Raw genomic sequence first — 23,823 nt, forward strand, 5'->3', positions numbered from 1 at the left:
ATAAAAAAAGTATTTTATCTTCGTGGTATGAAATTGAATCAAGGCCACAAAAAGGTGTTATCTACAATTTATAAGCGTAAATCAGAAGCGATGCATCGTTCTGAAATATTGAAGATAGGACTTACAGTTTATGAAAATCCAAGTCAGTTACTACACGAACTACTTTCTTGGGATCTTATAGAAACTGAAGGTGATGATACTATTTTTTATTTAACACCAGAGGCATATGATTTTATAGAAAATGGATTTCCAGATTCTTATTTTGAAGACGAAATAGTGGAAGAATCATCAAAAACTCCTGTAGAAGTCATTCAACGTATGCTATTTGATAGTCCAAAAAAATTTAAACGATTGGCCTACATTACTATTTTTAGTTTAGGCATTTTATATGGTATTTATAAAATTTTGAATCCTTAATTTTAAAAAACAGTATAGGCTACCAGAAATAGAGCTATGTGCGCCTTCCAGAGAAAATATAATTACGGAGTGATCTTGTATCATTCATTGTTAAGAATCCTGTATCTTCACAAAAAGTTTCATTATGAATTCCATTATTAGAGCAGAAGAACTAAAAGAGCTTTTAAATACTGAACAACCTATCATCATTTTTTCCGGAAATGGAGCAAAAGCATTGGACGCTTACCAAGAAAAACATATTGTAGGGACTTTGTTTATGGATTTAGATGATCAATTATCGGGAGATCAATCTGATCCTTCCAATGGTGGTCGCCATCCACTTCCAAATAGTTCTCATTTTGCAAAAGTATTGTCTAAATATGGGGTTTTACCAAGTTCAAAAATAGTGATCTATGACAATATGTTTGGTGCAAATGCTGCTGCTCGTTTGTGGTGGATGTTTAGAGCTATTGGCCATGATAATGTTCATGTTTTGAGCGGAGGTTTATCGGCAGCTGAAAAAGTAGGAATAGCTACCACCATAGGGATGGAATATCCAAAAGGAATTACTAAGTATCCTGTAAAATCCTTTCAATGGCCAATGGTGACTATGAATGAAGTGGCTACGGCGATTTCTACAAAAGATGCTGTAGTTATAGATGTTAGAGATTCAGCTCGTTTTGCAGGTGAAATAGAACCTATAGATCTTATTGCTGGGCATATTCCTAATGCTCTAAATATTCCGTTCAAAGAAAATTTGACTGTAGATGGTACTTTTAAATCTATACAGGAACTTAAAGATATGTACGTAGCAGTGACGAAAACCACGACTATTATACATTGTGGTTCTGGAGTAACTGCTTGTCACACAATTTTAGCCATGGTTCATGCTGGTTTTCCCACACCGGCGTTGTATGTAGGAAGCTGGAGTGAGTGGAGTAGAAGTGATCGTGAAAAAATTACCAAATAGAATTTATTGTATATCAGGATATTGTTTTTTGTAGTCCGATGGAGTGATTCCTGCGTGTCTCTTAAAAAATCGTGTAAAATTGCTTAACGATTGAAAGTGTAACTGAAAAGCAATTTCCTTTACGGTCAATTCATCTGTTTGTAACATTCGTTTAATTTCTGTGAGTAGTCGCTGTTGAATAATTTGTTTGGCAGTTTTGCCTAGTTTCTCTTTCAGTATTTGGTTCAGTCGTTTTTCGCTAATATTCAAACGGTTGGCATAGTATGTAGCATTTTGGTGTGTTTTATAATGCTGTTCCATGAGATTCAAAAAGGAATATACACGTTTTTGATTCAGTTCATAATTGATGAAACCGGCTCTTTGAAATTTAATAAGTTCTAGAAGTACAACTTTTAAAATTGTTTTGATAAGTATATAATTATTATCTGAATCATCTAGTTCTTTTTTAAGTAAGCTTAACGAAAGCGAAAATTTTTCTTTTTCTTCACCAGATAAATTAATGGTATTTCCCGGTGTTAGGTTGAATAGGTTCAAAATATCTAAAGCATATTCTTTAGCATCCTCCTCAATCAAATGCCGTTGAAAACATAAAATAGCTCCTTTTTGTTCTTCAAATAAATAAAAATGATCTTCATTTAGCGGTTTCAGTATCACATTCAAAAAATTATTTTCATCAATTATCTGCAATGCATACCAGTCTCCTGGAAAAGAGGTTGTAAAGTTTTGAGAATTTTCAAATCGAATCAGTTGTTTCCAATGATGTATATTCATTTTGGAAATTTACAAAGGATATTTTCTAAATAAAATAAATAAGAGCAAACATATGACCAATGCAATACAGCCGGTAGCTAGAAAAAGTGTTGTGGTTTCTACAAATATGAAACCCAAAAATGTTGATAGAAATTGACCTCCAAAAACACCAATAGAATAAAGACCAAGATTTTTACCTCTAGATTTAAACGAGCTTACTTCTACCATCATATGATTGAGTGTAGGAATGGATAATCCAAATCCTATTCCTAGCATACATGCACCTGCGTAGATAAAAGCTTCCGTATTTCCTACACCGAAAATAAAATATCCAATCATAAAAAATAGAAAACCAATAGCTACGGTAGCTCCAGAGGAAATTGCTCTGGCAATTTTGGGCATTTGTGAAGCCGTAATTACGGCTATAAAGGAAATACCGGCCATCACGTAACCTGTTTTGGATTCTGAAAATTGAAATGTTTTTGGCAAATATTCGGGCAGATGAATAAAGCTTACAAAGAAAATGATCATAGCAAACAGGGATCCTAAAAAAATACTGAATACTAGATATTTTTCGTTAGTATGTGTAGTTTCCGGCTTATCTTTTGTCTGCTCTGTCATATCCGGAGCATGTTTTGGAAGCAGTAAAAAGCTAAGTAATAAACAGATTAATGCAATCAAATAGATATAAAAAGGATAACTCCAATGCATTTCACCCAATAAACCACCAAGCGATAGAAATAGAACACCACCACCTTCAATAGCCATTCCTTGCCAAGCAATGATTTTCATACGGTGTGCTCCCAAGAAATTTTCAGCTATGATAGCTGTTGCGGCTATTTGTACCGCTACGGCAGCAGCTCCAAGTAGTAACCTATCTGCAATTAAAAGATAACTATTGTGAAGAAATGCACCTCCAAATCCAAATATAGCATAGGGTACAAGCCCCAAGCATAGTAATTTAAAAGACCCCAATTTCTTTAATAATCCACCGGTTATACTTGAGAATAAAACAACTCCTAACGATGGAAGTGTAATCAAAAGTCCACTATCAAATTGAAAGTTTAAATTATCATTTATGGCAATTAAAGATGGGGAAATCACAGAACCTACCATGATGGTTAACATGCTAATGAGCATAAGGGTTGCGATGCCAAAAGTGTTTATATTTTTCATATGGCAAAGTTCTACATTACTCTAGAAAGGAATTTTACATTTTTGCTAATTGATTTCACATTATCAGAAATCAAATAGAAGCTGCATGGTTATGTAGAAGTATAGCATACCCTAGAAAGAGAACCAAGTTTACTATTCCTTTTTTGAAAGAATGAAGCAAGAGAAGTTTACGGTGTAATTAATCTTGTTTGTTATCATTTAATCTATCCATAAACTCTTCTTTTGCTTTGAATAAATAGTCAAGAAATAAAAATTGATTCTTTTCTTCCAGAAGACTTTTGGCCAAGTGTCTGTGGCCGCAATAGGTGAAAAATAGATATACTTTATCAGAAGGAATTCCTATTTGTTTGGTTACCAATTCCGATGAAAAATAATTTTCATTTTCATAGAGCGTAGTAAGATCATCATAGCTTAGAAACGGATTTTCTTCTTTTTTCTGTTTTGTAAATAAATCAACTGTAAGCTGTCCGGCTTTTAAAATATCAAGTCCATTAGAATTTTTTGTCATGTAGTATTCAGGATGATTTTTGATATCATTTTTCAATTGCATTTGAAGATTTGCTGTATACAGTTCATCGTCAAAATCCTGTACAATGAGCGTATCAGTTACTTCTACAGCTTCCAAAACATTTACTTTATCTTGTAAACTTACGATCATGAAATGTTTGAAGTCACTTCTTAGAATAAATCTTGTTTTGTCCTCAAAGAACATAGAAGTGAATAACAGTGTATCTTTCTTTTGCGCTGGAATCATAAATACACCATTAGAATTTGAAAAAGTGACCATTTTTGTTCTAGTATTCATTACCTTGATATCTCTAAGTGGATTATGCAATGAATCTTCTACTTTACCGGTAATTTCTTGTGCATTTGTATAGCATGTAAACAAACAGAAAAAAAGAAATAAGTGGGGGATACAGTTTCTTTTACGTAAAATCAATTCATTTTGGTTTAGGAGGTTACAAGGCAAATTTTGACACTATTGAGGAAAAAGACTAGCTTTTTTTTGAAATTTAGGAAGAGTTTAACGATTAAAGAAGATCAAATTTTTCGGAACTTGGATGAAATAGTAAATCTCACCCATAGTTGATAGTATATTACCCTTTTATTTTTGAAATGTTGCTAGAACCTTAAAAATTTTACAAATTTATGTTTCCTTAGAAATCATAGTTATGAAACAAACACCGTTTTACATTTCCCTTTTCCTACTGTTGCTTACAATACATGTTCAAGCTCAAGAATACAATTTTTCACATGCCGATACCCTTAGAGGTAGTCTAACACCCGAACGTACTTGGTGGGATGTTATGCGTTATGATATTGCAGTTACACCAGATTATACTACCAAAACTACAGAGGGTTATAACCTCATTACTTATAAAGTAGTAGAAAAAAAGCATACAAAGACCATGCAAATAGACTTGCAAGAACCTTTGGTGATCGATAAGGTTATTTTTGATGGTAGTACATCACTTAAATTTACAAGAGAAGGCAATGTGTTTTATATAGAAACTCCAGCACAAAAATTCAATACTGAGCATACTGTAAAAATATATTTCAGCGGAAAACCGCATGAAGCCTTGCGTGCTCCCTGGGATGGCGGTTGGACGTTTACCAAAGACGAAAAAGGTAGACCATGGATGACGGTTACCTGCCAAGGTATAGGGGCTTCTATTTGGTACCCAAATAAAGATCATCAAAGTGACGAGCCAGATCGTGGGGCGTCATTAACCATACGTGTACCAAAAGCTTTAAAAGCTGTAGCAAATGGTCGTTTATTAGACACCAAAAAACATAGCGATGGTACGGTTTCATACAAATGGGGAGTTACAAACCCAATTAGCAATTATACGCTTATACCTTACATAGGGCATTACGAGAATTTTTCAGAAAACTATCTAGGGGTTAAAGGTGATTTAGATCTTAATTTTTGGGTGTTAGATTATAATTTAGAGAAAGCAAAAAGTTACATGCCAAACGAAGTACATAATATGCTAGGTGCTTTTGAGTATTGGTTTGGGCCTTATCCGTTTTACGAAGACGGCTATAAATTGGTAGAAACTAGCAATACTGGTATGGAGCATCAGTCTAATGTTTCCTACGGAAATTACTATGCAGGTGGTTATCGCGGTCGTGATTTATCGTACTCTGGTTTAGGTTTAACGTGGGATTTTATTATTATTCACGAGAGTGGTCATGAGTGGTTTGGTAACAATATCACTACCAACGATTTAGCAGATATGTACGTGCACGAAAGCTTTACCAACTATAGCGAAACCCTGTTTATAGATTATAATTATGGTGAAGAAGCAGCAAACGACTACAATTTTGGTATTCGAAATGATATACAAAACGACACACCAATTATACCAGCTTACAATGTAAACGCAAAAGGAAGCGGAGACATGTACCCAAAGGGTGGAAACATGTTGCACACCATTCGTCATAGTCTAGACAACGACAAGCTTTTCAAAAACATTTTAACAGGGTTAAACACCACATTTCATAACAAAACTGTAGATGGTATAGCTATTCAGCAATACATCAACGAAAAATCAGGATACGATTATTCTAAGGTTTTTGAGCAGTACTTAACCACTACACAAATTCCTTCGTTGCAATTACACGTAGATGCCGTAAACCATAACATATACTACAGATATGCAAATTGTGTAGAAGGTTTCAATCTTCCTTTGGTATTAAAAGGTTCCGAAGAAAAAATAAAAATCTCACCAACTACAGAGTGGCAAAGTGTGCCGTTTGAAAATAGCAATCAATACCTATTTACACCATGGCGAATAGAGCATATGTATTATGTGAATGTAGAATTAATTAAAAAAATGAACAACTAATGTTTTCTAAAGAAACGTACACGGCAAGACGCAAAACCCTTGCCAATACAATACAAAACGGACTCTTAATTTTTCCCGGAAACAAAGAAGCCGGAATGAATTATAAAGACAATTGGTATCCTTTTCGTCAAGACAGTACTTTTTTGTATTACTTCGGAATCAATTTACCAGATCTTTATGTAACTATTGATGCAGCTACAGGTGAAGAAATTTTATTTGGAGATGATCTCACGCCCGAAGATATGGTTTGGGTTGGTGCTGCAGAGCCCTTGCAAGCTCATGCCGAACGTTGTGGTGTTGCCAAAGTGCAACCCATGGCAAAATTACAAGCGTATGTGCAAAATGCGAAAGCAAAAGGGCAAACTTTACATTATTTAGCTCCATATCGTGGTAACACTACCATAGAAATAAGCGAGTTAACAGGTATTCCTGTTGCAGCAGTAGCTGAAAAAAGATCGTTAGCTTTTGCCAAAGCCGTGATTGCACAACGATCTATAAAATCTCAAGAAGAGATTACCGAGATTCATAAAGCAGTAAATATTACAGCAGCTATGCATACCCACGCTATTAAAGCGACAACGCACGGTGTAACCGAAAAACAAATAGCGGGAGAATTACAAGCCATTGCTATTGCAGGTGGTGGTAACATTTCGTTTCCTATTATTTTAACCAAAAATGGACAGTACCTACATAATCATGCTACCGAAGCTGTGGTAAGTAACGGAGATATTGTCTTGTGCGACTGTGGTGCAGAAACTTCAATGGGTTATGCAGGTGATATGACGCGTACTTTTCCTGTAGCAGAACGTTTCACCACTATTCAAAGAGAAATTTACAGTATTGTATTAGACGCTCACGAATCGGCTTCAGCAGCATTAAAACCAGGTTATCGTTTTAAAGACGCACATCTATTAGCTTCTTCTAGAATTGTTGAAGGTTTAAAAGCGTTGGGATTGATGAAAGGTGATACACAAGAAGCTGTGAATGCGGGAGCACATACATTATTTTTTCAATGCGGATTGGGTCATTTTATGGGCTTAGATGTACATGATATGGAAAATTTTGGTGAGCAATTAGTGGGCTACACAGATGATTTACTTAAAAGTACGGAGTTTGGTTTAAAATCTTTGCGATTAGGCAAAGCTTTAGAAGAAGGCAATGTACTAACCGTAGAACCTGGTATTTATTTTAATCCGTTGTTAATAGATGCGTGGAAAGCTCAAGGCAAGTATACAGATTTTGTAAACTATGCTGAGGTAGAAAAATTTAAATCTTTTGGCGGTATGCGTGTAGAAGAAGATTTTCTCATCACAACCAACGGTAAAGAATTGCTAGGAGATCCGCTAGCTAAAACTGCCGACGAAATTGAAGCTTTAAAAAATTTATAATTAGATAGAAAACACCATGAAAACCCTTAGACAATTTTACAGTACCTTAATTTCCCCTCTACTCATGGTGTTTTCTTTAACTGCAACAGCTCAAGAATTGCCCGAATGGCAACGACTCGATGTACTATCTGTAAATACCGAAGCTCCTAGAGCAAGTTTCTGTTATTACACTTCTGAAGAAGATGCTTTAGCAGGAAATTATGAAACTGCGAGTAACTACAAAAGTTTAAATGGGGCATGGCAATTTAATTTTGCTACCGTACCAGAAAAAAGACCGGTTCATTTTTATAAAGAAGATTACAATACTACAAATTGGGATAGCATAGAAGTACCAGGAGATTGGCAGCTTCAAGGGTATGATTTTCCTATTTATGTAAGCGAAGGGTATACATTTACCAAAAATGCACCATTTGTAGATAGTGTTTATAACCCTGTGGGGTCGTACAAACGTAAATTTTCTATACCAAATAATTGGAAAGAGAAAGAAGTGTATCTACACTTTGGGGCAGTAAATAGTGCGTTTTATGTTTGGGTAAATGGTAAAAAAGTAGGCTATAGCGAGGGTAGTAAAACACCAGCAGAGTTTAATATTTCAGGATACCTAAAAGAAGGCGAAAACAGTATAGCGGTAGAGGTGTATAGATGGTCTTCGGGTAGTTATTTAGAAGATCAAGATTTTTGGCGTTTAAGCGGAATTGAGCGTGATGTGTACCTGTTTGTAACACCCAAAGAGCGTATTAAAGATGTGTTTGTAAATGCTACTTTAGATGAAAGTTATACTAACGGAATTTTAAAAGGATATGCCATCATTCCAACTACCAAAGAGCGAAATAAAGAATCTCTTGTAGTTAAGTTATGGAACAATGGTGAAGTAGTTTCAGAAATTACTCAAAAGTTGAAAAACTTCAAGAGCGATACCATTTCATTCACTTCGGCTATTGTAAAGAACATCAAATCATGGTCTGCAGAGCAACCCAATTTGTACAACGTAACGGTAGCACTTCAGCAGAAAAACAAAAAAACCATTATGGCTACAGGCCTTAAAGTTGGTTTTAGAACTTCAGAAATTAAAAATGGTCAATTATTGGTTAACGGCAAACCTATTTACATAAAAGGGGTAAACCGCCATGAACATGATGCTTACAAAGGGCATGTAATATCAAAGGTATCTATGCTAGAAGATATTAAACTGTTTAAAGCCAATAATATCAACGCTGTTAGAAGTTCGCATTATCCAAACGATCCTTATTGGTATGAGTTGTGTGATGAATATGGAATTTATGTGGTAGATGAGGCCAATGTTGAAACACATGGTTTTGGCTATGACGAAGATAAAACGCCAGCAAATAAGCCAGAATTTGAGCCTATGCATCATGATAGAATTGTAAGAATGATGCAAACCAATAAAAATCATCCCTCAATTATCATCTGGTCTATGGGTAATGAAGCAGGAGACGGACCAGCATTTATAAAAAATTACAAATGGTTAAAAAAGCATGATGCTTCCAGACCTGTGCAGTATGAAAGAGCAGAACGAGGAGTACATTTTAAAGAGCTACATACCGATATCATTCCGTGGATGTATGCTCCAATTTCTTCAATTGAAAACAACTATTTAGGTAAGTATCCTGATAGACCTTTTATTTGGTGCGAGTATGCCCATAGTATGGGTAATAGTACCGGAAATTTAGCTGATTTATGGGATTTTGTATACAAACACCGCCAATTACAAGGTGGTTTTATTTGGGATTGGGTAGACCAAGGTTTTGTAAAAACTACAGAAAGCGGTGAAAAATACTGGACGTATGGGGGAGATTATGAACCCGATACCTACAGAAACGATGGTAATTTTGTGCTAAACGGATTGGTAAACCCAGATAGAACACCGCATCCTGCTTTGTACGAGGTAAAACAAGTATATCAAAACGCAAGTGTAACAGCAGTAGATGTAAACGCTAGAGAATTTCAGCTTAACAATCTTTTTTTCTTTACCAATTTAGATGAATTTGAGGTTGCTTATACGCTTGTGAAAGACGGAGCAATCATTGCGGAAAAAAGCTTAGGCAGTTTTTCTGTAGCTCCACAAAGTAGTATACAATTCACGCTTCAAGATCTAAATCTAGACGATGCAAATGCAGCATACTATATTAACTTCTACATCACTACAAAAACTAAGAGCGCTGCATTACCCAAAGGGCATATAGTAGCCAAAAATCAGTTAGTACTTCAAGATGCTAGAGGAGTAATATTGGGTATAAAAGATGCTCCAATGCAATTAACATCTTCAGCAGATGCGGTTAAAATAGATAATGAGGCAATACATATTACTTTTTCTAAAACAAAAGGCAGCATAGAAGCCTATACAATTCATGGTAAGCCATTGTTGCTAGCAGGGCCAAAACCAAATTTTTGGAGAGCCCCAACCGATAATGACTTTGGAAACAACTTACCTAAAAGAGCAGCGGCATGGAAAAAAGCATCTACAAAGCAAAACTTAATAGCTTTTGATGTGCAACAAACCACCGATGCTTACGAGGTAAAAAGCACCTACGCTTTAGATGCTGTAAAAGGTACTGTTACTATAACCTATACCGTGTATGGCGATGGCAGTATTGTAGTGAATCAAGCGTTGCAATTACCAGAAAATGTAAAAGATGTATCAGAATTACCAAGATTTGGGCAAACGTTGCAAATACCATTACAGTACCGCAATGTGCAGTGGTATGGTCGCGGTCCTTTTGAAAATTATTCCGATAGAAAAACCGCAGCGTTTCTAGGTACCTATACTAAAGATGTTGATGAGATGTATTTTCCGTATATAAGACCACAAGAAAACGGCAATAGAACAGCTACGCGATGGGTAACGTTTACCAATATTCATGGCGAAGGTATAAAGTATATAGGCATGCCCGAGTTTTCATTTAGTGCTTTGCGTAACCCAATATCAGATTTTGATGCAGGTGAACAAAAAGCACAAAAACATACCATAGATATTGTGGCAAAAGACACCATTTATTTCAATATAGATTACAAACAAATGGGAGTAGGTGGCGACAATAGTTGGGGAGCAAAACCGCATGAGCAGTACCAAATTCAACCTAAAAACTATACGTACAGTTACCTAATACAACCAATTACCAAACCTTAATACCAACCTTTTTTATGAGAAAAAGAATAATTTTTATTTGTGCTTTTGTATTGTGTCTTAGTACAATTTATGCACAAGAAAACACATCGTTACTTACGCTGGATAGAATTTTTAATTCTGGTGAATTTAGTGCAGACTATCAACGACCTATTTTTTGGATAGAAGATGGCGATGCTTTTGTAACCATTGAAAGTGATGCCAACGGAAATGATGAATTGATAAAATATGAAAGTAAAAGCTATACGAAAAGTAGCTATCTAAGTGCGGACAAGTTAAAAGCTAACGGAACAAATTTACGTATCGAGAATTTCACATTGTCTCCAGACGCTTCTAAAGTTTTAATTTTCACCAATTCTAGCAGAGTATGGCGTTCTAATACCAAAGGAGATTTTTGGGTGTATGATTTTGAGACAGATAAACTAAAACAAGTAGGTGCAAAATTTCCTTCATCATCTTTAATGTTTGCTAAGTTTTCTGAAGACAATAGCTATGTAGCGTATGTTCAAGACTTCAATATTTACAAAGAAAATTTTGTAACTGGAGAAATTACACAATTGACTACAGATGGTACCGGAGATATTATTAACGGAACTTTTGATTGGGTGTATGAAGAAGAATATGGCATGCGCGATGGTTTTCAATGGAGTCCAGATGCGAGTACCATTGCGTATTGGCAATTAGACGCTTCAGAAATTGGTACGTTTTATATGATTAACAATACAAATTCTATTTATTCACAGCCTATACCGTTACAATACCCAAAAGCGGGTTATAATCCGTCTTCAGCAAAAATAGGGTTGGTAGATACCAAAACAGCAAAAACAACTTGGGTGCCTATTCCTGGTGATCCTGTGCAACATTATTTACCGGCAATGCAGTGGTTGGCGGATGACTTGTTACTTATTCAGCAAATGAACAGAAAGCAGAATGAGTTGATTATGTATACCTATAAGCCTTCTACAGAAAACCTTCAGAAAATATATACTGAAACAGAAGACACTTGGGTAGATTTAAGATACCCAGATCTTGCGTCTAACCAATGGGGTAAAAACACTCAACTGCTTGTAGATGGTGGTAAGAGTTTATTACGGATGACCGAAAATGACGGTTGGCGACATATTTATAAAATTGAAATTGCTACCGGTAAAAAAACATTGCTTACTCCGGGAGATTATGATGTAGCTGCATATTACACAACAGATAAAAAGGATTTATACATAGTAGCGTCGCCAAATAATGCTACGCAACGTTATTTGTATAGTGTTCCGTTGAATGGAAAAGGAAAATTAACCAAAATAACTCCTATCGCTTTTGAAGGGGTGAATACCTATAACATTAGTCCGAATGGTAAATATGCGTTGCACAGTTTTACCAATGTGAGCACACCAAAAACGGTAACGTTGGTAAGTTTACCAAAGCATAAAACGGTAAAAGAGCTTGTTACTAATGATAAATTAAATGCTGCTTTGGCAAGATTAAACATGCCCAAAACTTCATTTTTTGAAGTTACAACTGCAGATGGTATCACAATGGATGCTCGTATTACTAAACCTATCAATTTTGATGCTTCTAAAAAATATCCTGTGATTTTTCATGTGTACGGAGAACCTTGGAGTGTTGTAGCAACCGATACTTGGGTTGGTATGTATGAATTGTATTTGGCTCAGTTAGGTTTTGTGGTGATCAATATGGATAACAGAGGAACGCCAACCTTAAAAGGCAGTAAATGGCGTAAAAGTATTTACCAAAATGTGGGTGTAATTAATGCCAATGATCAAGCACAAGCTACCGAAAAAGTTTTGGCAACCTGTGATTTTCTAGATGCTGATAAAGTAAGCGTTTGGGGTTGGAGTGGTGGAGGCTCTATGACGCAAAACTTGATGTTCCGCTATCCAGAAATTTATAAAACGGGAGTTGCAGTCGCAGGAGTAGCATATCAATTATTTTATGACAACATTTATCAAGAACGTTATATGGGCTTGCCAAGTGAAGATAAAGAGAAATTCATTAAAGGATCACCTGTAACATATGCTGGCGGTCTAGAGGGGAATTTATTATTAATTCACGGTACAGGAGATGACAATGTACATTATCAAAACATGGAATATTTAGTCAACGAGCTCATCAAACAAAACAAACAATTTGATATGATGGCATATCCAAATAGATCTCATGGTATCTACGAAGGGCAAGGAACGTCTTTACATTTATATACCTTGATTACCAATTACTTTTTGAAGCATAGTAAATAAAACTAACCATTATGAAAGCAAAAATAGTATTAGTATTTACAATTTTATGTTCTTTAAAATTGTTTGCTCAAGATATAGAAATTTCATCTCCAGATGGACAAATTACTGTTACTATCTTAGATAAAGATACTTTAAGTTTATCTATACAAGCAGGTAATGAAGAGCTTATTGAGAAGCTAGTTCCACAAATGAAATTCAAAAACGGAAAAACTTTTGGGCAGATTAAAAATAGAAAAAAAGTTACAACCAAATTAGTTAATGAAAGCTATGAAGCTATTGTACCTACAAAATTTAAGAATGTTGAGTATACCTGCACAACTTCAACTTTAAAATGTAAAGACTTTGATTTTGAACTCAGAGTTTTCAATAATGGAGTTGCTTATAGGTTTATATCTCATCTTAAAGGAAATGTTTTGGTTACTAATGAAGAAATGGATATAACCTTAGCACAAGATTTCACGTGTTATTTGCCAGAAGAAAAAAGCTTAATTTCTCATTTTGAAAATTATTATGAGAAACTAAAAGTTTCAGCAATTAAAAATAAAACTATAGCAGCCTTACCAACGTTATTTACAAATAATAAAGGGTTAAGTCTTTCAATAACCGAGTCTGATTTATTTGATTATCCAAATCTTTTTTTAGAAAAGACGGCATTTGGTTTTCAAAGTTTATTTCCAAAATATGTACTAAAAACTCAAGCTTTAGAAAAAGGTCAAGACAGATTGGAGGCTGTAGAGAAAGAAGCAGATTATATTGCAAAAACCAATGGTAAGAGAAGTTTTCCTTGGCGAGTTTTTATGATTAGTTTTCAAGATGAAGAAATCATAAGCAATAATTTGGTACAACAATTAGCTAGACCAAATGAATTGAAAGATGTTTCTTGGATACAACCAGGTAGAGTTGCATGGGATTGGTGGAATGCTAATAATATTGGTAATGTAAATTTTAAGAGTGGATTAAATACCGAAACCTATAAACACTATATTGACTTTGCGGCTGATTTTGGTTTGGAATATATAATATTAGATGAGGGTTGGTCTGCTACAACTTTAGACGTTTCAAAACCAAATCCAGATATCAATATGGAAGTATTAACTGCCTATGCAAAGAAAAAAAATGTAGGCATTATTCTTTGGAGTTTATGGAGACCACTTGATAAAAATATGGAAGAATTATTAAGTTTATATGAAGGTTGGGGTGTAAAAGGTATTAAAGTAGATTTTATTCAGCGTGCAGACCAGTATGTGGTTAATTTTTATGAACGTTTAGCAAAAAGTGCAGCAAAGCATCATTTATTGGTAGATTTTCACGGAGGTATGAAACCATCTGGTATGCGAAAGGCTTATCCTAACATTATTAATTATGAAGCTGTAAAGGGATTAGAGAACAATAAGTGGGAGACTAAAATAACACCACATCATGATGCCCTTTTACCTTTTACTAGAATGACAGCAGGTGTTTTAGATTATACACCTGGAGGTATGGACAACGCTCATGAAGATAATTTTGCAGTAAGATTTTATAGACCAATGACATTAGGTACTAGAGCTCATCAAATAGCATTATATGGTATATATGAAGCTCCTTTACAAATGTTTGCAGATTCGCCAACAAACTATTTGGCGAATAAAGAATGTACAACATTTATGTCTAAGATACCAACTGTTTGGGATGATACAATTGTATTACAGGCAGTTATAGGAGAGTATGTTTTACTCGCAAGGAGAAAAGATACTACGTGGTATTTGGCTGCCATTACAAATGATAAATCAAGAGAGTTTACAGTAAATTTAAGTTTTTTAGCATCTAATAAAACCTATCAATTAGAAGCGATTGAAGATGGGGTCAATTCAAATTCAATAGCTACAGATTTCAAAATAAATACATCTATTAAAAGTGTTAAAGACACCATTACAGTAAAGTTGAATAATGGAGGGGGATATTTAGGCATATTTACTCAAAAGTAATTTATTAAGTAGAATACCTTAAATTACGTTTACTCTAGTTTATTCCTGTATTGAGTAGGCGTAATGCCTTTAAGTTCTTTAAATTTTCTGTTGAAATTAGCTATGTTATGAAAACCACAAAGTTCAGATATTTCAGAAACCGATAATTCCTGTTGACGATAGAGCAACTTACAAGCATGCTCTATTCGAATTTCAATTAAAAACTGGAAAAAGGTTTTATTTGTTCGTTTCTTAAAATACCTACAGAAGGCATTTTTACTCATAAATGCAATTTCTGAAATCGTATCTAGCGAAATAGATTCATGAAAATGTTCCATAGCATAATGGAGTACATCATTCATTCGTTTTCCTTCATCATCTGTATATTTTTTTTCGTACACAAAAGAAGATAAAGGTTCTTTTTTAGATTGAAGTAAAGAATTGAGCAATAATAACATAGAAGCAAGTCGCTCTATCTTATTCTGTGTTTTTAATTTCATAAAAAGATCATACTGAAATTCATTGGCTTTGAACTTCATACCATATTCAGATTCGTCAAAGAAATGTTGTACATCACTCAAATCAGTCAAATTGAAAAATTCAGATCCAAAAGATTTTTTGGTGAAGAAAAGTGTGTACATCACAGAAGAACTATTTTCTTGATGATCACTTCGAAAAACATGGGGAACATTTTCTCCAATTACTAGAATATCATTGGGTTGAAAATCATTGATGCTATCTCCAACAAGTAAAGATCCTGATCCTTTTAAGATAATACTTATTTGTATTTCTTCATGTTGATGTAGTTTGTCATAAAAAGCTAATTCATGATCTTCTTGATACACTAGAGCAGCTTGTTCAGGTTTGGGGATTTTGAATGGGAGAACTTTCATTTACAATCTATTTATGTAAATATTACTAAATAAAATTTTTAAAAACAATATATGGGTTAATATAGTATTATATAACGCTAATAATGATCAATTCATTGCAGACTTTAACATATAAATTTGTTATAAAATTTAGAATTTATGAAAGTACAATGGGAAGGGGTAATGCCCGCAGTAACTACTAAATTCAATGCAGATGATACATTGGATTTGGTAACATTCGAGAAAAATATAGTAGCACAGTTAGAAGCTGGCGTAAACGGAATCATCTTGGGTGGAACCCTGGGAGAAGCCAGTACTTTAACTCCAGATGAAAAGGAGACGCTAGTAAAAAAGACAGTAGAAATCACCGCAGGTAAAGTTCCTGTAATCATAAATATAGCAGAACAATCTACCAAAGAAGCAATTAAAGTTGCTCAATTGGCAGAGGAGTGGGGAGCTCAAGGTTTAATGCTATTGCCTCCAATGCGTTATAAAGCTACAGATCATGAAACGGTAGTATATTTTAAAGCCATTGCAAATAGTGTTGCTTTACCAATTATGATTTATAACAATCCGGTAGATTATAAAATTGAAGTTACCTTAGCAATGTTTGAAGAATTATTGGCTGATTGCCCAAATATTGAAGCGGTTAAAGAATCTACTAGAGATATCACCAATGTAACCAGATTGAAAAATAAATTTGGAGATCGTATCAAAATTCTTTGTGGGGTAGATACCTTAGCTTTAGAAAGTATTGTAGCTGGTGCAGATGGTTGGGTAGCTGGTTTAGTAGCTGCATATCCTGCGGAAACTGTGGCTATTTATAAATTAGTAAAATCTGGTGATATTGCAGAAGCATTAAGAATTTACCGTTGGTTTATGCCGCTTTTAGAATTGGATATAAGCCCACAATTGGTGCAAAATATTAAAATGGCCGAAGTTGCTACAGGTTTAGGAACCGAGTTTGTCAGAGAACCACGTTTACCATTACAAGGTGAAGAAAGAGCTAGAGTTCAAAGCATCATAGATAATGCAATGGCAAACAGACCAGCATTAGTAGATTATCAAGCATTATAAATTTAAAATTAGCAAATGATTACAGGTAAAAATTACATAGGAAACGAATTGTCTAACGCAGGAAACGTAACGTTTAAAACCTTTAATCCTACAACTAATTCAGAGAATGAAGCTGTTTTTTACGAAGCTTCAACAGAAGAATTAAACAAAGCAGTTGTCAAAGCAACAGCTGCTTTTAAACTATACAAACAGAAATCAGCAGCTGAAAAAGCTACTTTTTTAGAAGCTATTGCAACCGAATTAGAAGCAAATGCAGAAGCTTTAAAAGATATCTACAGAAAAGAATCTGGTTTACCAGAAGGAAGATCAAACGGCGAATTTGCTCGTACAACAGGCCAGCTAAGAGCTTTTGCTACAATGTTAAAAGAAGGTTCTTGGGTTGATGCCATCATAAACAATCCAGAAGGAAAACCAGATATTAGAAGAATGCAAATTCCGTTTGGTCCTGTAGCGGTTTTTGGTGCTAGTAATTTCCCGTTTGCGTTTTCAACTGCTGGTGGAGACACAGCTAGCGCATTAGCAGCTGGTACGCCTGTTGTGGTAAAATCACATCCGTTACATGCAGGTACTGGTGAATTGGTTGCTGCAGCCATCATTTCCGCAGCGAAAAAAACAGGAATGCCAGATGGTGTGTTTTCTAACTTAAATAGTAAAGGTATCGAGGTTGGTGAAGCGCTTGTAAAACATCCTGAAATTAAAGGTGTTGGTTTTACAGGTAGCTACAACGCAGGTATGGCTTTGTACAAAATAGCTAGCCAGCGTGAAGAACCAATTCCTGTGTATGCCGAAATGGGAAGTATCAATCCGGTATTGGCATTGCCTTCTGCTTTAGAAGAAAAAGGTGATTTTTGGGCTACTCAATACGCAGGTTCTATCACTGCAGGGTGCGGACAATTTTGTACCAATCCTGGATTAATTTTAGGTATTGAAAGTGAAGCATTGGCATCTTTTGTTGCCAAATTAGGTGAAGAAATCTTGAAAATTAATCCATCGGTGATGTTAAGTCCGGGTATGGAAAAGAATTATTCAGTTAAAAAAGAAGCTGTTTTAGCACAGTCTGGCTACACTACAGTAGCAGATTATACTACGGAAGTTGAACCAAATTATGGTACACAAACTGTGATAACAGTTTCTGGGGAAGATTTCCTTCAGAATACAAAATTCCATCAGGAAGTTTTTGGGCCATTTTCAGTAGTAGTACGATGCAAAGACAAAGCAGAATTACTCGCAATAGTTGAAGCTTTAGAAGGACAACTAACAGGAACTGTATTAAATAGCAGTGCTGAAGAATTAGAAGCTTACAAAGATGTTTTTGATGCGTTAACAGAAACTGTTGGTAGAGTTATTTTTAATAGCGTACCAACTGGTGTAGAGGTTTGTGCAGCTATGACGCATGGTGGGCCATTTCCTGCAACATCAAATGCAAAATATACTTCTGTAGGGTTAACAGCTGCAAACCGTTGGGTACGCCCAGTATCGTATCAAGATTGGCCAGAGGCTTTATTACCAGCAGAGTTGAAAAGTGATAATCCGTTAGGCATATTACGTAACGTTAATGGCGTGTATACACGCGACAACATATAAATGGCAAGAAAAACTTTTTTTTGTGTAGACGCTCATACCTGCGGTAACCCAGTTAGGGTTGTCGCAGGTGGAGGTCCTTTCCTGCAAGGAAAAAATATGAGTGAAAAACGTCAGCATTTTTTAAAAGAATACGATTGGATTCGTAAAGGATTGATGTTTGAACCTCGTGGGCATGACATGATGAGTGGTAGCATTTTGTTTCCACCATCAGACCCAGAAAACGACTGCGGAATTCTTTTTATAGAAACTAGCGGTTGTTTACCTATGTGTGGCCATGGTACTATTGGTACGGTTACGGTAATGATTGAGGAAGGCTTAGTCATACCAAAAGTTCCTGGGCAATTACGGTTAGAAACTCCTGCGGGATTAGTGAGAGTGTCTTATGTTCAGGAAGGGAAAAAAGTAAAATCAGTTCGTTTGGTCAACATCAAATCTTATTTAGCAAAAGAAAATATTACTGTGATTTCTTCAGCTTTAGGCGAATTAAAAGTTGATGTAGCCTACGGCGGAAATTTTTATGCCATTGTAGATGTTCAAGAAAATTACACAGGCATAGATAGTTATGCTGCTTCAGATTTAATTACATGGAGTAGAGAATTAAGAAGTCGATTGAATCAAGCACATGAATTTATCCATCCGGAAGATCCTACCATTAACGGGTTGAGTCATATTCAATGGACAGGTGCTGTAATAGACGAAACATCTTCTGCTAGAAATGCTGTTTTTTATGGTGATAAAGCCATAGATCGTTCACCTTGCGGCACAGGTACTTCGGCAAGAATGGCTCAATGGTATGCACAAGGAAAGTTAAAGGCTGGTGATGAATTTGTACACGAGAGTATTATTGGTAGCAAATTCATCGGTCGTATAGAAGAAGAAACAATGCTCAATGGCAAACAAGCCATTGTACCAAGCATAGAAGGTTGGGCACAAGTAACTGGGTATAATAACATTATTATAGATGATGACGACCCTTACGCTCACGGTTTTCAAGTGATTTAATAGCTATTGAAATGAAAAAAGTTGTTATAATTGGTGGTGGGGTAATAGGCTTATGTTCGGCGTATTATTTGGTAAAAAAAGGATTAGAAGTTACTGTGGTAGATAAAGATGATATTACTACAGGAGCTTCGTTTATCAATGCGGGTTACATTACACCAAGTCATTTTGTGCCTATTGCAGAACCAGGTATGATTACGCAAGGCATCAAATGGATGTTCAATAGTGCTAGTCCGTTTTACATCAAGCCAAGGTTAGATACAGATTTTTTTAAATGGTCTTTAAACTTCAAAAAATCTGCAACCCATCAAAAAGTTGCTAAGGCAATTCCGATAATAAAGGAACTCAATCTAAAAAGTAGAGATCTTTATTTTGACATGTTAGCGCAAGCAGAGTTAAATTTTCATATGGAGCGTAAAGGTTTGTTAATGCTATTCAATTCTGAAAAGAATTTAGAGCATGAAACCAAACTTGCCAACAAAGGTAACGAGCTAGGTTTGCAGGTAACTATGCTTAACCAACAAGAACTTCGAGAAGTAGAACCTGTGGTAGCAAATTCTGTGTTAGGAGCAGCTTATTACGAATGCGATGCCCACGGAACACCAAACCAATTTATGACTAGTTTAAAAGCTTGGTTGGCTAGTAACGGAGTTCAATTCTATTTAAATGAAAAAGTAAAAGATATTATTTCAGAAGGGAATAAAATATCAAAAGTAATAACCACCAAACAAGAATTAACAGCAGATGAGTTTGTGCTTGCTGCTGGAAGTTGGACGTTTCAGTTGGCTAAAAAATTAGGATTAAATATACCCATACAAGCAGGTAAAGGGTATAGTATGAATGTGGAAAGACCAACAGGAATTAATTATCCGGCAATTTTAACCGAAGCCAAATGTGCTGTAACACCAATGGATGGTTTTACACGTTTTGCCGGTACTATGGAACTTTCGGGTATCAATACCAGAATTTTACCACATCGAGTAGCTGCTATAGCCAACGCAGCAAGTACTTATTATAAAGATGTGAGCATAACAGAAGAAGAGCAAAAACAAGCCACTTCAGGTCTAAGACCAGTGTCTCCAGATGGTTTACCTTTTATAGGAAAATCTTCTAAGCATCATAATCTAACCATTGCATCTGGCCATGCTATGATGGGTTTTAGTTTAGGACCAATTACAGGAAAGTTAGTAGAAGAGTTAATTTTTGATAAAAAAACATCTATTGCTATAAAATCTCTTGCTTTAAATAGATTTTATTAACGTGATTGTTAATATAATATAAACTAATGGTAATTTTAAGTTAAAATTAAATAAAACATAATTGTAAGTTTACTCTAAGATCTTGATACACTACTTTATAAAGTTAGGATATTAACTATTAACAAATAGAAAACTTACTATTATGAAAACACCACGAAGTTGTTCATTACTTATAATGAACGATACTAAGTTTCTATGCTTTTTTTTGTTGTTAGCTTCGCTTGTAGGTTTTAATGCCAATGCACAAAATAAAGTAACAGGAACAATTACTGATACTGATGGCGTTCCTATTCCTGGAGCTACCATTTTAGAAAAAAATACAACCAACGGCGTTACAACAGATTTTGATGGTAATTATGAAATAAATGTCGTCTCAAACTCATCTGTGTTAGTGTTTTCTTATCTTGGTTACAAAACCAAAGAATTAACGGTTGGTAATAATACAAATCTTGATGTTATATTAGAAACCGATATGCAAGCTTTAGACGAGGTTGTTGTAATTGGTTATGGAGAACAGAAACGAGAACAAGTTACTAGTGCAGTATCTAGTATTAAAGCAGAAGATTTTAATCCTGGAAAAATACAAGATGCAGCAGAATTAGTAAAGGGTAAAATTTCAGGTCTGGTTGTCACTAAAAGTAGTGGAGACCCTAATGCAACCTCAACTATTATGTTGCGAGGAGTAACAACTTTAAATGGTAGTGTTTCGCCATTAATTTTAATAGATGGAGTACCAGGAGATTTAACTATGATAGCCCCAGAAAATATTGCTTCTATAGATGTATTAAAAGATGCATCTGCAGCTGCTATATATGGTACCAGAGGAGCCAACGGAGTTATTTTGATAACTAGTAAATCTGGTAAATTAAATGCTAAAACGCAAATAGTATATGATGCCTATGCATCGGTTTCAGATTTTTATAAAGAAGCAGATTTTATGACGCCGGCAGATATAAGATTAGGTAGAACTTCTTTTAGCGATGATGGTTGGGATACAGATTGGTTAGATGCAGTTACTCAAACAGGTTACACACAAAATCATTCTCTTCTTGTAAATGGCGGGTCTGACAATACTACATATTCGGCAAATTTATCTTATAAATATGAAGAAGGTACTATAAAAAGATCAGACAATGATCAATTGCGTTTACAATTAAACGTGGGGCAATACTTTTTTAATAAAGTATTAAAAGTAGATTTAAAACTTTTTCAAGAGTTTAGAAATTTAACCCCAAACAACGCTAGTGCTGGAGGTGTTGTAAATATCTACAGGCAAGCTGTTATTAGAAATCCAACTAGTCCAATCTATGCTGAAGATACAGGAGCGTATTATGAAGAATTTGGAAGATTTCAATATTACAATCCAGTAGCTATGCTAAACGAATTGATTGGTGAAGATGAGATAATAAGATCTAATATAGTAGGTAACGTTACTTTAGAGCCAATTAAGAATTGGAAAACTAATTTAATGGTTGCGCAAAATACTCTTACCGAAGATTACTCTACATATGCAACATCAAATTATTACACTTCTACAACTACTGGTTACAGTGGTTCTGCATATAAGTCTTTTGGTAAATCAAAATCAAAATTTTTAGAGTTAACTTCTAATTATGATTTTACAATAAATGCATTACATAGATTCAATATTTTAGCTGGTTACAGTTATACTTACAATGTGTCGAGTGGTTTTAATGCTAGTAATTCAGATTTTCCTACAGATGCTTATCTGTATAATAATATTGCGGTTGGAGCTCAACTAAAAGAAGGAGAAGCTTACATGAGCAGTTCAAAATCAGATAACACACTTATTGGGTTTTTTGGAAGATTGAGTTATGGTTTTAGCAATAAGTTTAACATTTTAGCAAGTATAAGGCGAGAAGGTTCTTCTCAGTTTGGTGAAAATCATAAATGGGGATTATTTCCGTCAGCATCTGCAGGGTATACCATCAGTAACGAAAGTTTTCTTAAAGATGTTTCATGGTTAGATAATTTAAAACTAAGAGTAGGTTATGGTGTTACTGGGCAAAGACCTAATGCAAATTATTTATCGCTTACTACCTATAATTACGATAGTAGTTACGGAAATTTTTTAAATGAAGATGGCGAATGGGTAGCCGGATTAATGGTTACTCAAAACCCTAACCCAGATTTGAAGTGGGAAAAGACTTCAGAAGTCAATTTCGGATTAGATTTTTCATTTTTAAATAATAAAATTAGTGGCTCTTTAGATGTTTATAATAAAACAACAGATGATTTATTATACTCGTATAACGTACCTGTACCACCCAATTTATTTGGTACTACATTAGCAAATGTTGGCTCAATAAGAAACCAAGGTATTGAGATTATGCTAACAGCACTGCCAGTAGAAACACAAAATTTTAGTTGGAATACTACAATTACAGCTTCAAGAAATAGAAACAAACTTTTAAGCTTATCTAACGATTTATATGAAACAGAAAATTACTTGAATGTGGCTTATGCAGGAGATCCAATTTCTGTACCAACTCATAGAGTAGAAGTAGGGCAAAGTATTGGCAACTTTTGGGGTTTAAAGTCTGTAGGAGTTACAGATGACGGAATATGGTTAATTGAAGATCCAAGTACTGGAGAAGCAATACCTTATACCACAAGTTTAAATACAGATGACTATAGACAATATTTAGGTAATGGTTTTCCAAAAGTTTATTTTGGATGGAATAATACACTTACCTATAAAAAGTTTGATTTAATGACACAATTTAGTGGACAGTTAGGCTTCAAAATCTTAAATACACAGCGTATGTTTTATGAAAACAATTCTATTCAGTACAATAGGTTACGTTCTGCTGCAGATCCTGTGTATGGTAATGTTCCATTATCAAGTTCGCAAGCTCAAGCGTTTGTGAGTTATTATTTAGAAGACGGAGATTTTTTAAAATTAGACAACGTTACACTAGGGTATACATTTGTACCAAAAAGTTGGTCTGATTATGTTTCAAAAATAAGATTTTACTGCTCTGCAAAAAACTTCTTAACTATAACTAAATATAAGGGGTTAGATCCAGAATTGGCGAATTCAGATTTTTATGCAGCTGGTAATGATTTTAGAGATAAATACCCAACCATTAGATCTTTAACGCTTGGGCTTAATGTAACTTTTTAATACGTA

General features: G+C 34.8%; 16 protein-coding genes. 12 read left to right on the forward strand and 4 right to left on the reverse strand.

Annotated features, from left to right (window positions below):
- The first annotated feature begins 27 nt into the window (after positions 1-27).
- Together BM383_RS09630 and BM383_RS09635 are read left to right on the forward strand one after the other, a co-directional pair.
- The gene (locus BM383_RS09630; RefSeq protein WP_093024925.1) at positions 28-417 is read left to right on the forward strand and encodes a hypothetical protein; all 390 of its coding nucleotides are present in this window, start codon (positions 28-30) and stop codon (positions 415-417) included.
- A gap of 124 nt (positions 418-541) precedes the next feature.
- Positions 542-1,366, forward strand: a complete 825-nt coding sequence (locus tag BM383_RS09635) for a sulfurtransferase (RefSeq protein ID WP_093024926.1) — start codon at positions 542-544, stop codon at positions 1,364-1,366.
- A 3-nt stretch (positions 1,367-1,369) separates the two neighbouring features.
- Here the strand turns inward: BM383_RS09635 and BM383_RS09640 are convergent, their stop codons facing one another.
- The 3 genes from BM383_RS09640 to BM383_RS09650 form a co-directional block, all read right to left on the reverse strand.
- Positions 1,370-2,137, reverse strand: a complete 768-nt coding sequence (locus BM383_RS09640) for a helix-turn-helix domain-containing protein (RefSeq protein WP_093024927.1) — start codon at positions 2,135-2,137, stop codon at positions 1,370-1,372.
- A 9-nt stretch (positions 2,138-2,146) separates the two neighbouring features.
- Positions 2,147-3,292 carry an MFS transporter gene (locus BM383_RS09645; RefSeq protein ID WP_093024928.1) on the reverse strand — a complete coding sequence of 382 codons (1,146 nt, stop codon included), beginning with the start codon at positions 3,290-3,292 and terminating at the stop codon, positions 2,147-2,149.
- Between the two features lie 178 nt (positions 3,293-3,470).
- Positions 3,471-4,181 carry a hypothetical protein gene (locus BM383_RS09650; RefSeq protein ID WP_093024929.1) on the reverse strand — a complete coding sequence of 237 codons (711 nt, stop codon included), beginning with the start codon at positions 4,179-4,181 and terminating at the stop codon, positions 3,471-3,473.
- A gap of 283 nt (positions 4,182-4,464) precedes the next feature.
- Here BM383_RS09650 and BM383_RS09655 point away from each other — a divergent pair, with 283 nt between their 5' ends.
- Genes BM383_RS09655 through BM383_RS09675 form a run of 5 tightly spaced genes read left to right on the forward strand, consistent with a single transcriptional unit; the run spans position 4,465 to position 14,899 of the window.
- Positions 4,465-6,144 carry a M1 family metallopeptidase gene (locus BM383_RS09655; protein ID WP_093024930.1) on the forward strand — a complete coding sequence of 560 codons (1,680 nt, stop codon included), beginning with the start codon at positions 4,465-4,467 and terminating at the stop codon, positions 6,142-6,144.
- Complete coding sequence (locus BM383_RS09660; protein ID WP_093024931.1) at positions 6,144-7,532, forward strand: aminopeptidase P family protein; 1,389 nt, start codon at positions 6,144-6,146, stop codon at positions 7,530-7,532. The genes BM383_RS09655 and BM383_RS09660 overlap by 1 nt, the downstream gene beginning before the upstream one ends.
- Before the next feature lie 16 nt (positions 7,533-7,548).
- The gene (locus BM383_RS09665; RefSeq protein WP_093024932.1) at positions 7,549-10,680 is read left to right on the forward strand and encodes a beta-galactosidase, LacZ type; all 3,132 of its coding nucleotides are present in this window, start codon (positions 7,549-7,551) and stop codon (positions 10,678-10,680) included.
- Positions 10,681-10,694: 14 nt separating this feature from the next.
- Entirely contained in the window at positions 10,695-12,932 is a 2,238-nt protein-coding gene (locus BM383_RS09670) for a S9 family peptidase (protein WP_093024933.1), read from the forward strand.
- 11 nt (positions 12,933-12,943) lie between these two features.
- Positions 12,944-14,899 carry a glycoside hydrolase family 97 protein gene (locus BM383_RS09675; RefSeq protein WP_093024934.1) on the forward strand — a complete coding sequence of 652 codons (1,956 nt, stop codon included), beginning with the start codon at positions 12,944-12,946 and terminating at the stop codon, positions 14,897-14,899.
- 29 nt (positions 14,900-14,928) lie between these two features.
- Here BM383_RS09675 and BM383_RS09680 read toward each other — a convergent pair whose 3' ends face one another.
- A complete protein-coding gene (locus BM383_RS09680; RefSeq protein WP_093024935.1) occupies positions 14,929-15,771 on the reverse strand; it encodes an AraC family transcriptional regulator in 843 nt (280 codons plus the stop codon).
- Between the two features lie 138 nt (positions 15,772-15,909).
- Between BM383_RS09680 and BM383_RS09685 the strand changes: the two genes are divergently transcribed.
- From BM383_RS09685 to BM383_RS09705, 5 genes are all read left to right on the forward strand, one after another.
- On the forward strand, positions 15,910-16,827 hold the full coding sequence (locus BM383_RS09685; protein ID WP_093024936.1) for a dihydrodipicolinate synthase family protein: 918 nt from the start codon (positions 15,910-15,912) through the stop codon (positions 16,825-16,827).
- A 15-nt stretch (positions 16,828-16,842) separates the two neighbouring features.
- Positions 16,843-18,411, forward strand: a complete 1,569-nt coding sequence (locus tag BM383_RS09690) for an aldehyde dehydrogenase (NADP(+)) (RefSeq protein ID WP_093024937.1) — start codon at positions 16,843-16,845, stop codon at positions 18,409-18,411.
- Positions 18,412-19,413 carry a 4-hydroxyproline epimerase gene (locus tag BM383_RS09695; protein WP_093024938.1) on the forward strand — a complete coding sequence of 334 codons (1,002 nt, stop codon included), beginning with the start codon at positions 18,412-18,414 and terminating at the stop codon, positions 19,411-19,413. It abuts the gene before it with no gap.
- A gap of 11 nt (positions 19,414-19,424) precedes the next feature.
- A complete protein-coding gene (locus BM383_RS09700) occupies positions 19,425-20,669 on the forward strand; it encodes an NAD(P)/FAD-dependent oxidoreductase (RefSeq protein WP_093024939.1) in 1,245 nt (414 codons plus the stop codon).
- A gap of 142 nt (positions 20,670-20,811) precedes the next feature.
- Complete coding sequence (locus BM383_RS09705) at positions 20,812-23,817, forward strand: SusC/RagA family TonB-linked outer membrane protein (RefSeq protein WP_245766563.1); 3,006 nt, start codon at positions 20,812-20,814, stop codon at positions 23,815-23,817.
- Positions 23,818-23,823 lie beyond the last annotated feature (6 nt).

The sequence above is a fragment of the Pustulibacterium marinum genome, from assembly GCF_900116665.1.
In the GTDB taxonomy this organism is placed as follows: Bacteria; Bacteroidota; Bacteroidia; order Flavobacteriales; family Flavobacteriaceae; genus Pustulibacterium; species Pustulibacterium marinum.

Coding starts and splice junctions, on each gene's coding strand:
- BM383_RS09685 (WP_093024936.1), top strand. CDS start 15,910: ATGAAAGTACAATGGGAAGGGGTAATGCCCGCAGTAACTACTAAATTC.
- BM383_RS09675 (WP_093024934.1), top strand. CDS start 12,944: ATGAAAGCAAAAATAGTATTAGTATTTACAATTTTATGTTCTTTAAAA.
- BM383_RS09690 (WP_093024937.1), top strand. CDS start 16,843: ATGATTACAGGTAAAAATTACATAGGAAACGAATTGTCTAACGCAGGA.
- BM383_RS09700 (WP_093024939.1), top strand. CDS start 19,425: ATGAAAAAAGTTGTTATAATTGGTGGTGGGGTAATAGGCTTATGTTCG.
- BM383_RS09695 (WP_093024938.1), top strand. CDS start 18,412: ATGGCAAGAAAAACTTTTTTTTGTGTAGACGCTCATACCTGCGGTAAC.
- BM383_RS09665 (WP_093024932.1), top strand. CDS start 7,549: ATGAAAACCCTTAGACAATTTTACAGTACCTTAATTTCCCCTCTACTC.
- BM383_RS09640 (WP_093024927.1), bottom strand. CDS start 2,137: ATGAATATACATCATTGGAAACAACTGATTCGATTTGAAAATTCTCAA.
- BM383_RS09655 (WP_093024930.1), top strand. CDS start 4,465: ATGAAACAAACACCGTTTTACATTTCCCTTTTCCTACTGTTGCTTACA.
- BM383_RS09645 (WP_093024928.1), bottom strand. CDS start 3,292: ATGAAAAATATAAACACTTTTGGCATCGCAACCCTTATGCTCATTAGC.
- BM383_RS09635 (WP_093024926.1), top strand. CDS start 542: ATGAATTCCATTATTAGAGCAGAAGAACTAAAAGAGCTTTTAAATACT.
- BM383_RS09630 (WP_093024925.1), top strand. CDS start 28: ATGAAATTGAATCAAGGCCACAAAAAGGTGTTATCTACAATTTATAAG.
- BM383_RS09705 (WP_245766563.1), top strand. CDS start 20,812: ATGAAAACACCACGAAGTTGTTCATTACTTATAATGAACGATACTAAG.
- BM383_RS09670 (WP_093024933.1), top strand. CDS start 10,695: ATGAGAAAAAGAATAATTTTTATTTGTGCTTTTGTATTGTGTCTTAGT.
- BM383_RS09680 (WP_093024935.1), bottom strand. CDS start 15,771: ATGAAAGTTCTCCCATTCAAAATCCCCAAACCTGAACAAGCTGCTCTA.
- BM383_RS09660 (WP_093024931.1), top strand. CDS start 6,144: ATGTTTTCTAAAGAAACGTACACGGCAAGACGCAAAACCCTTGCCAAT.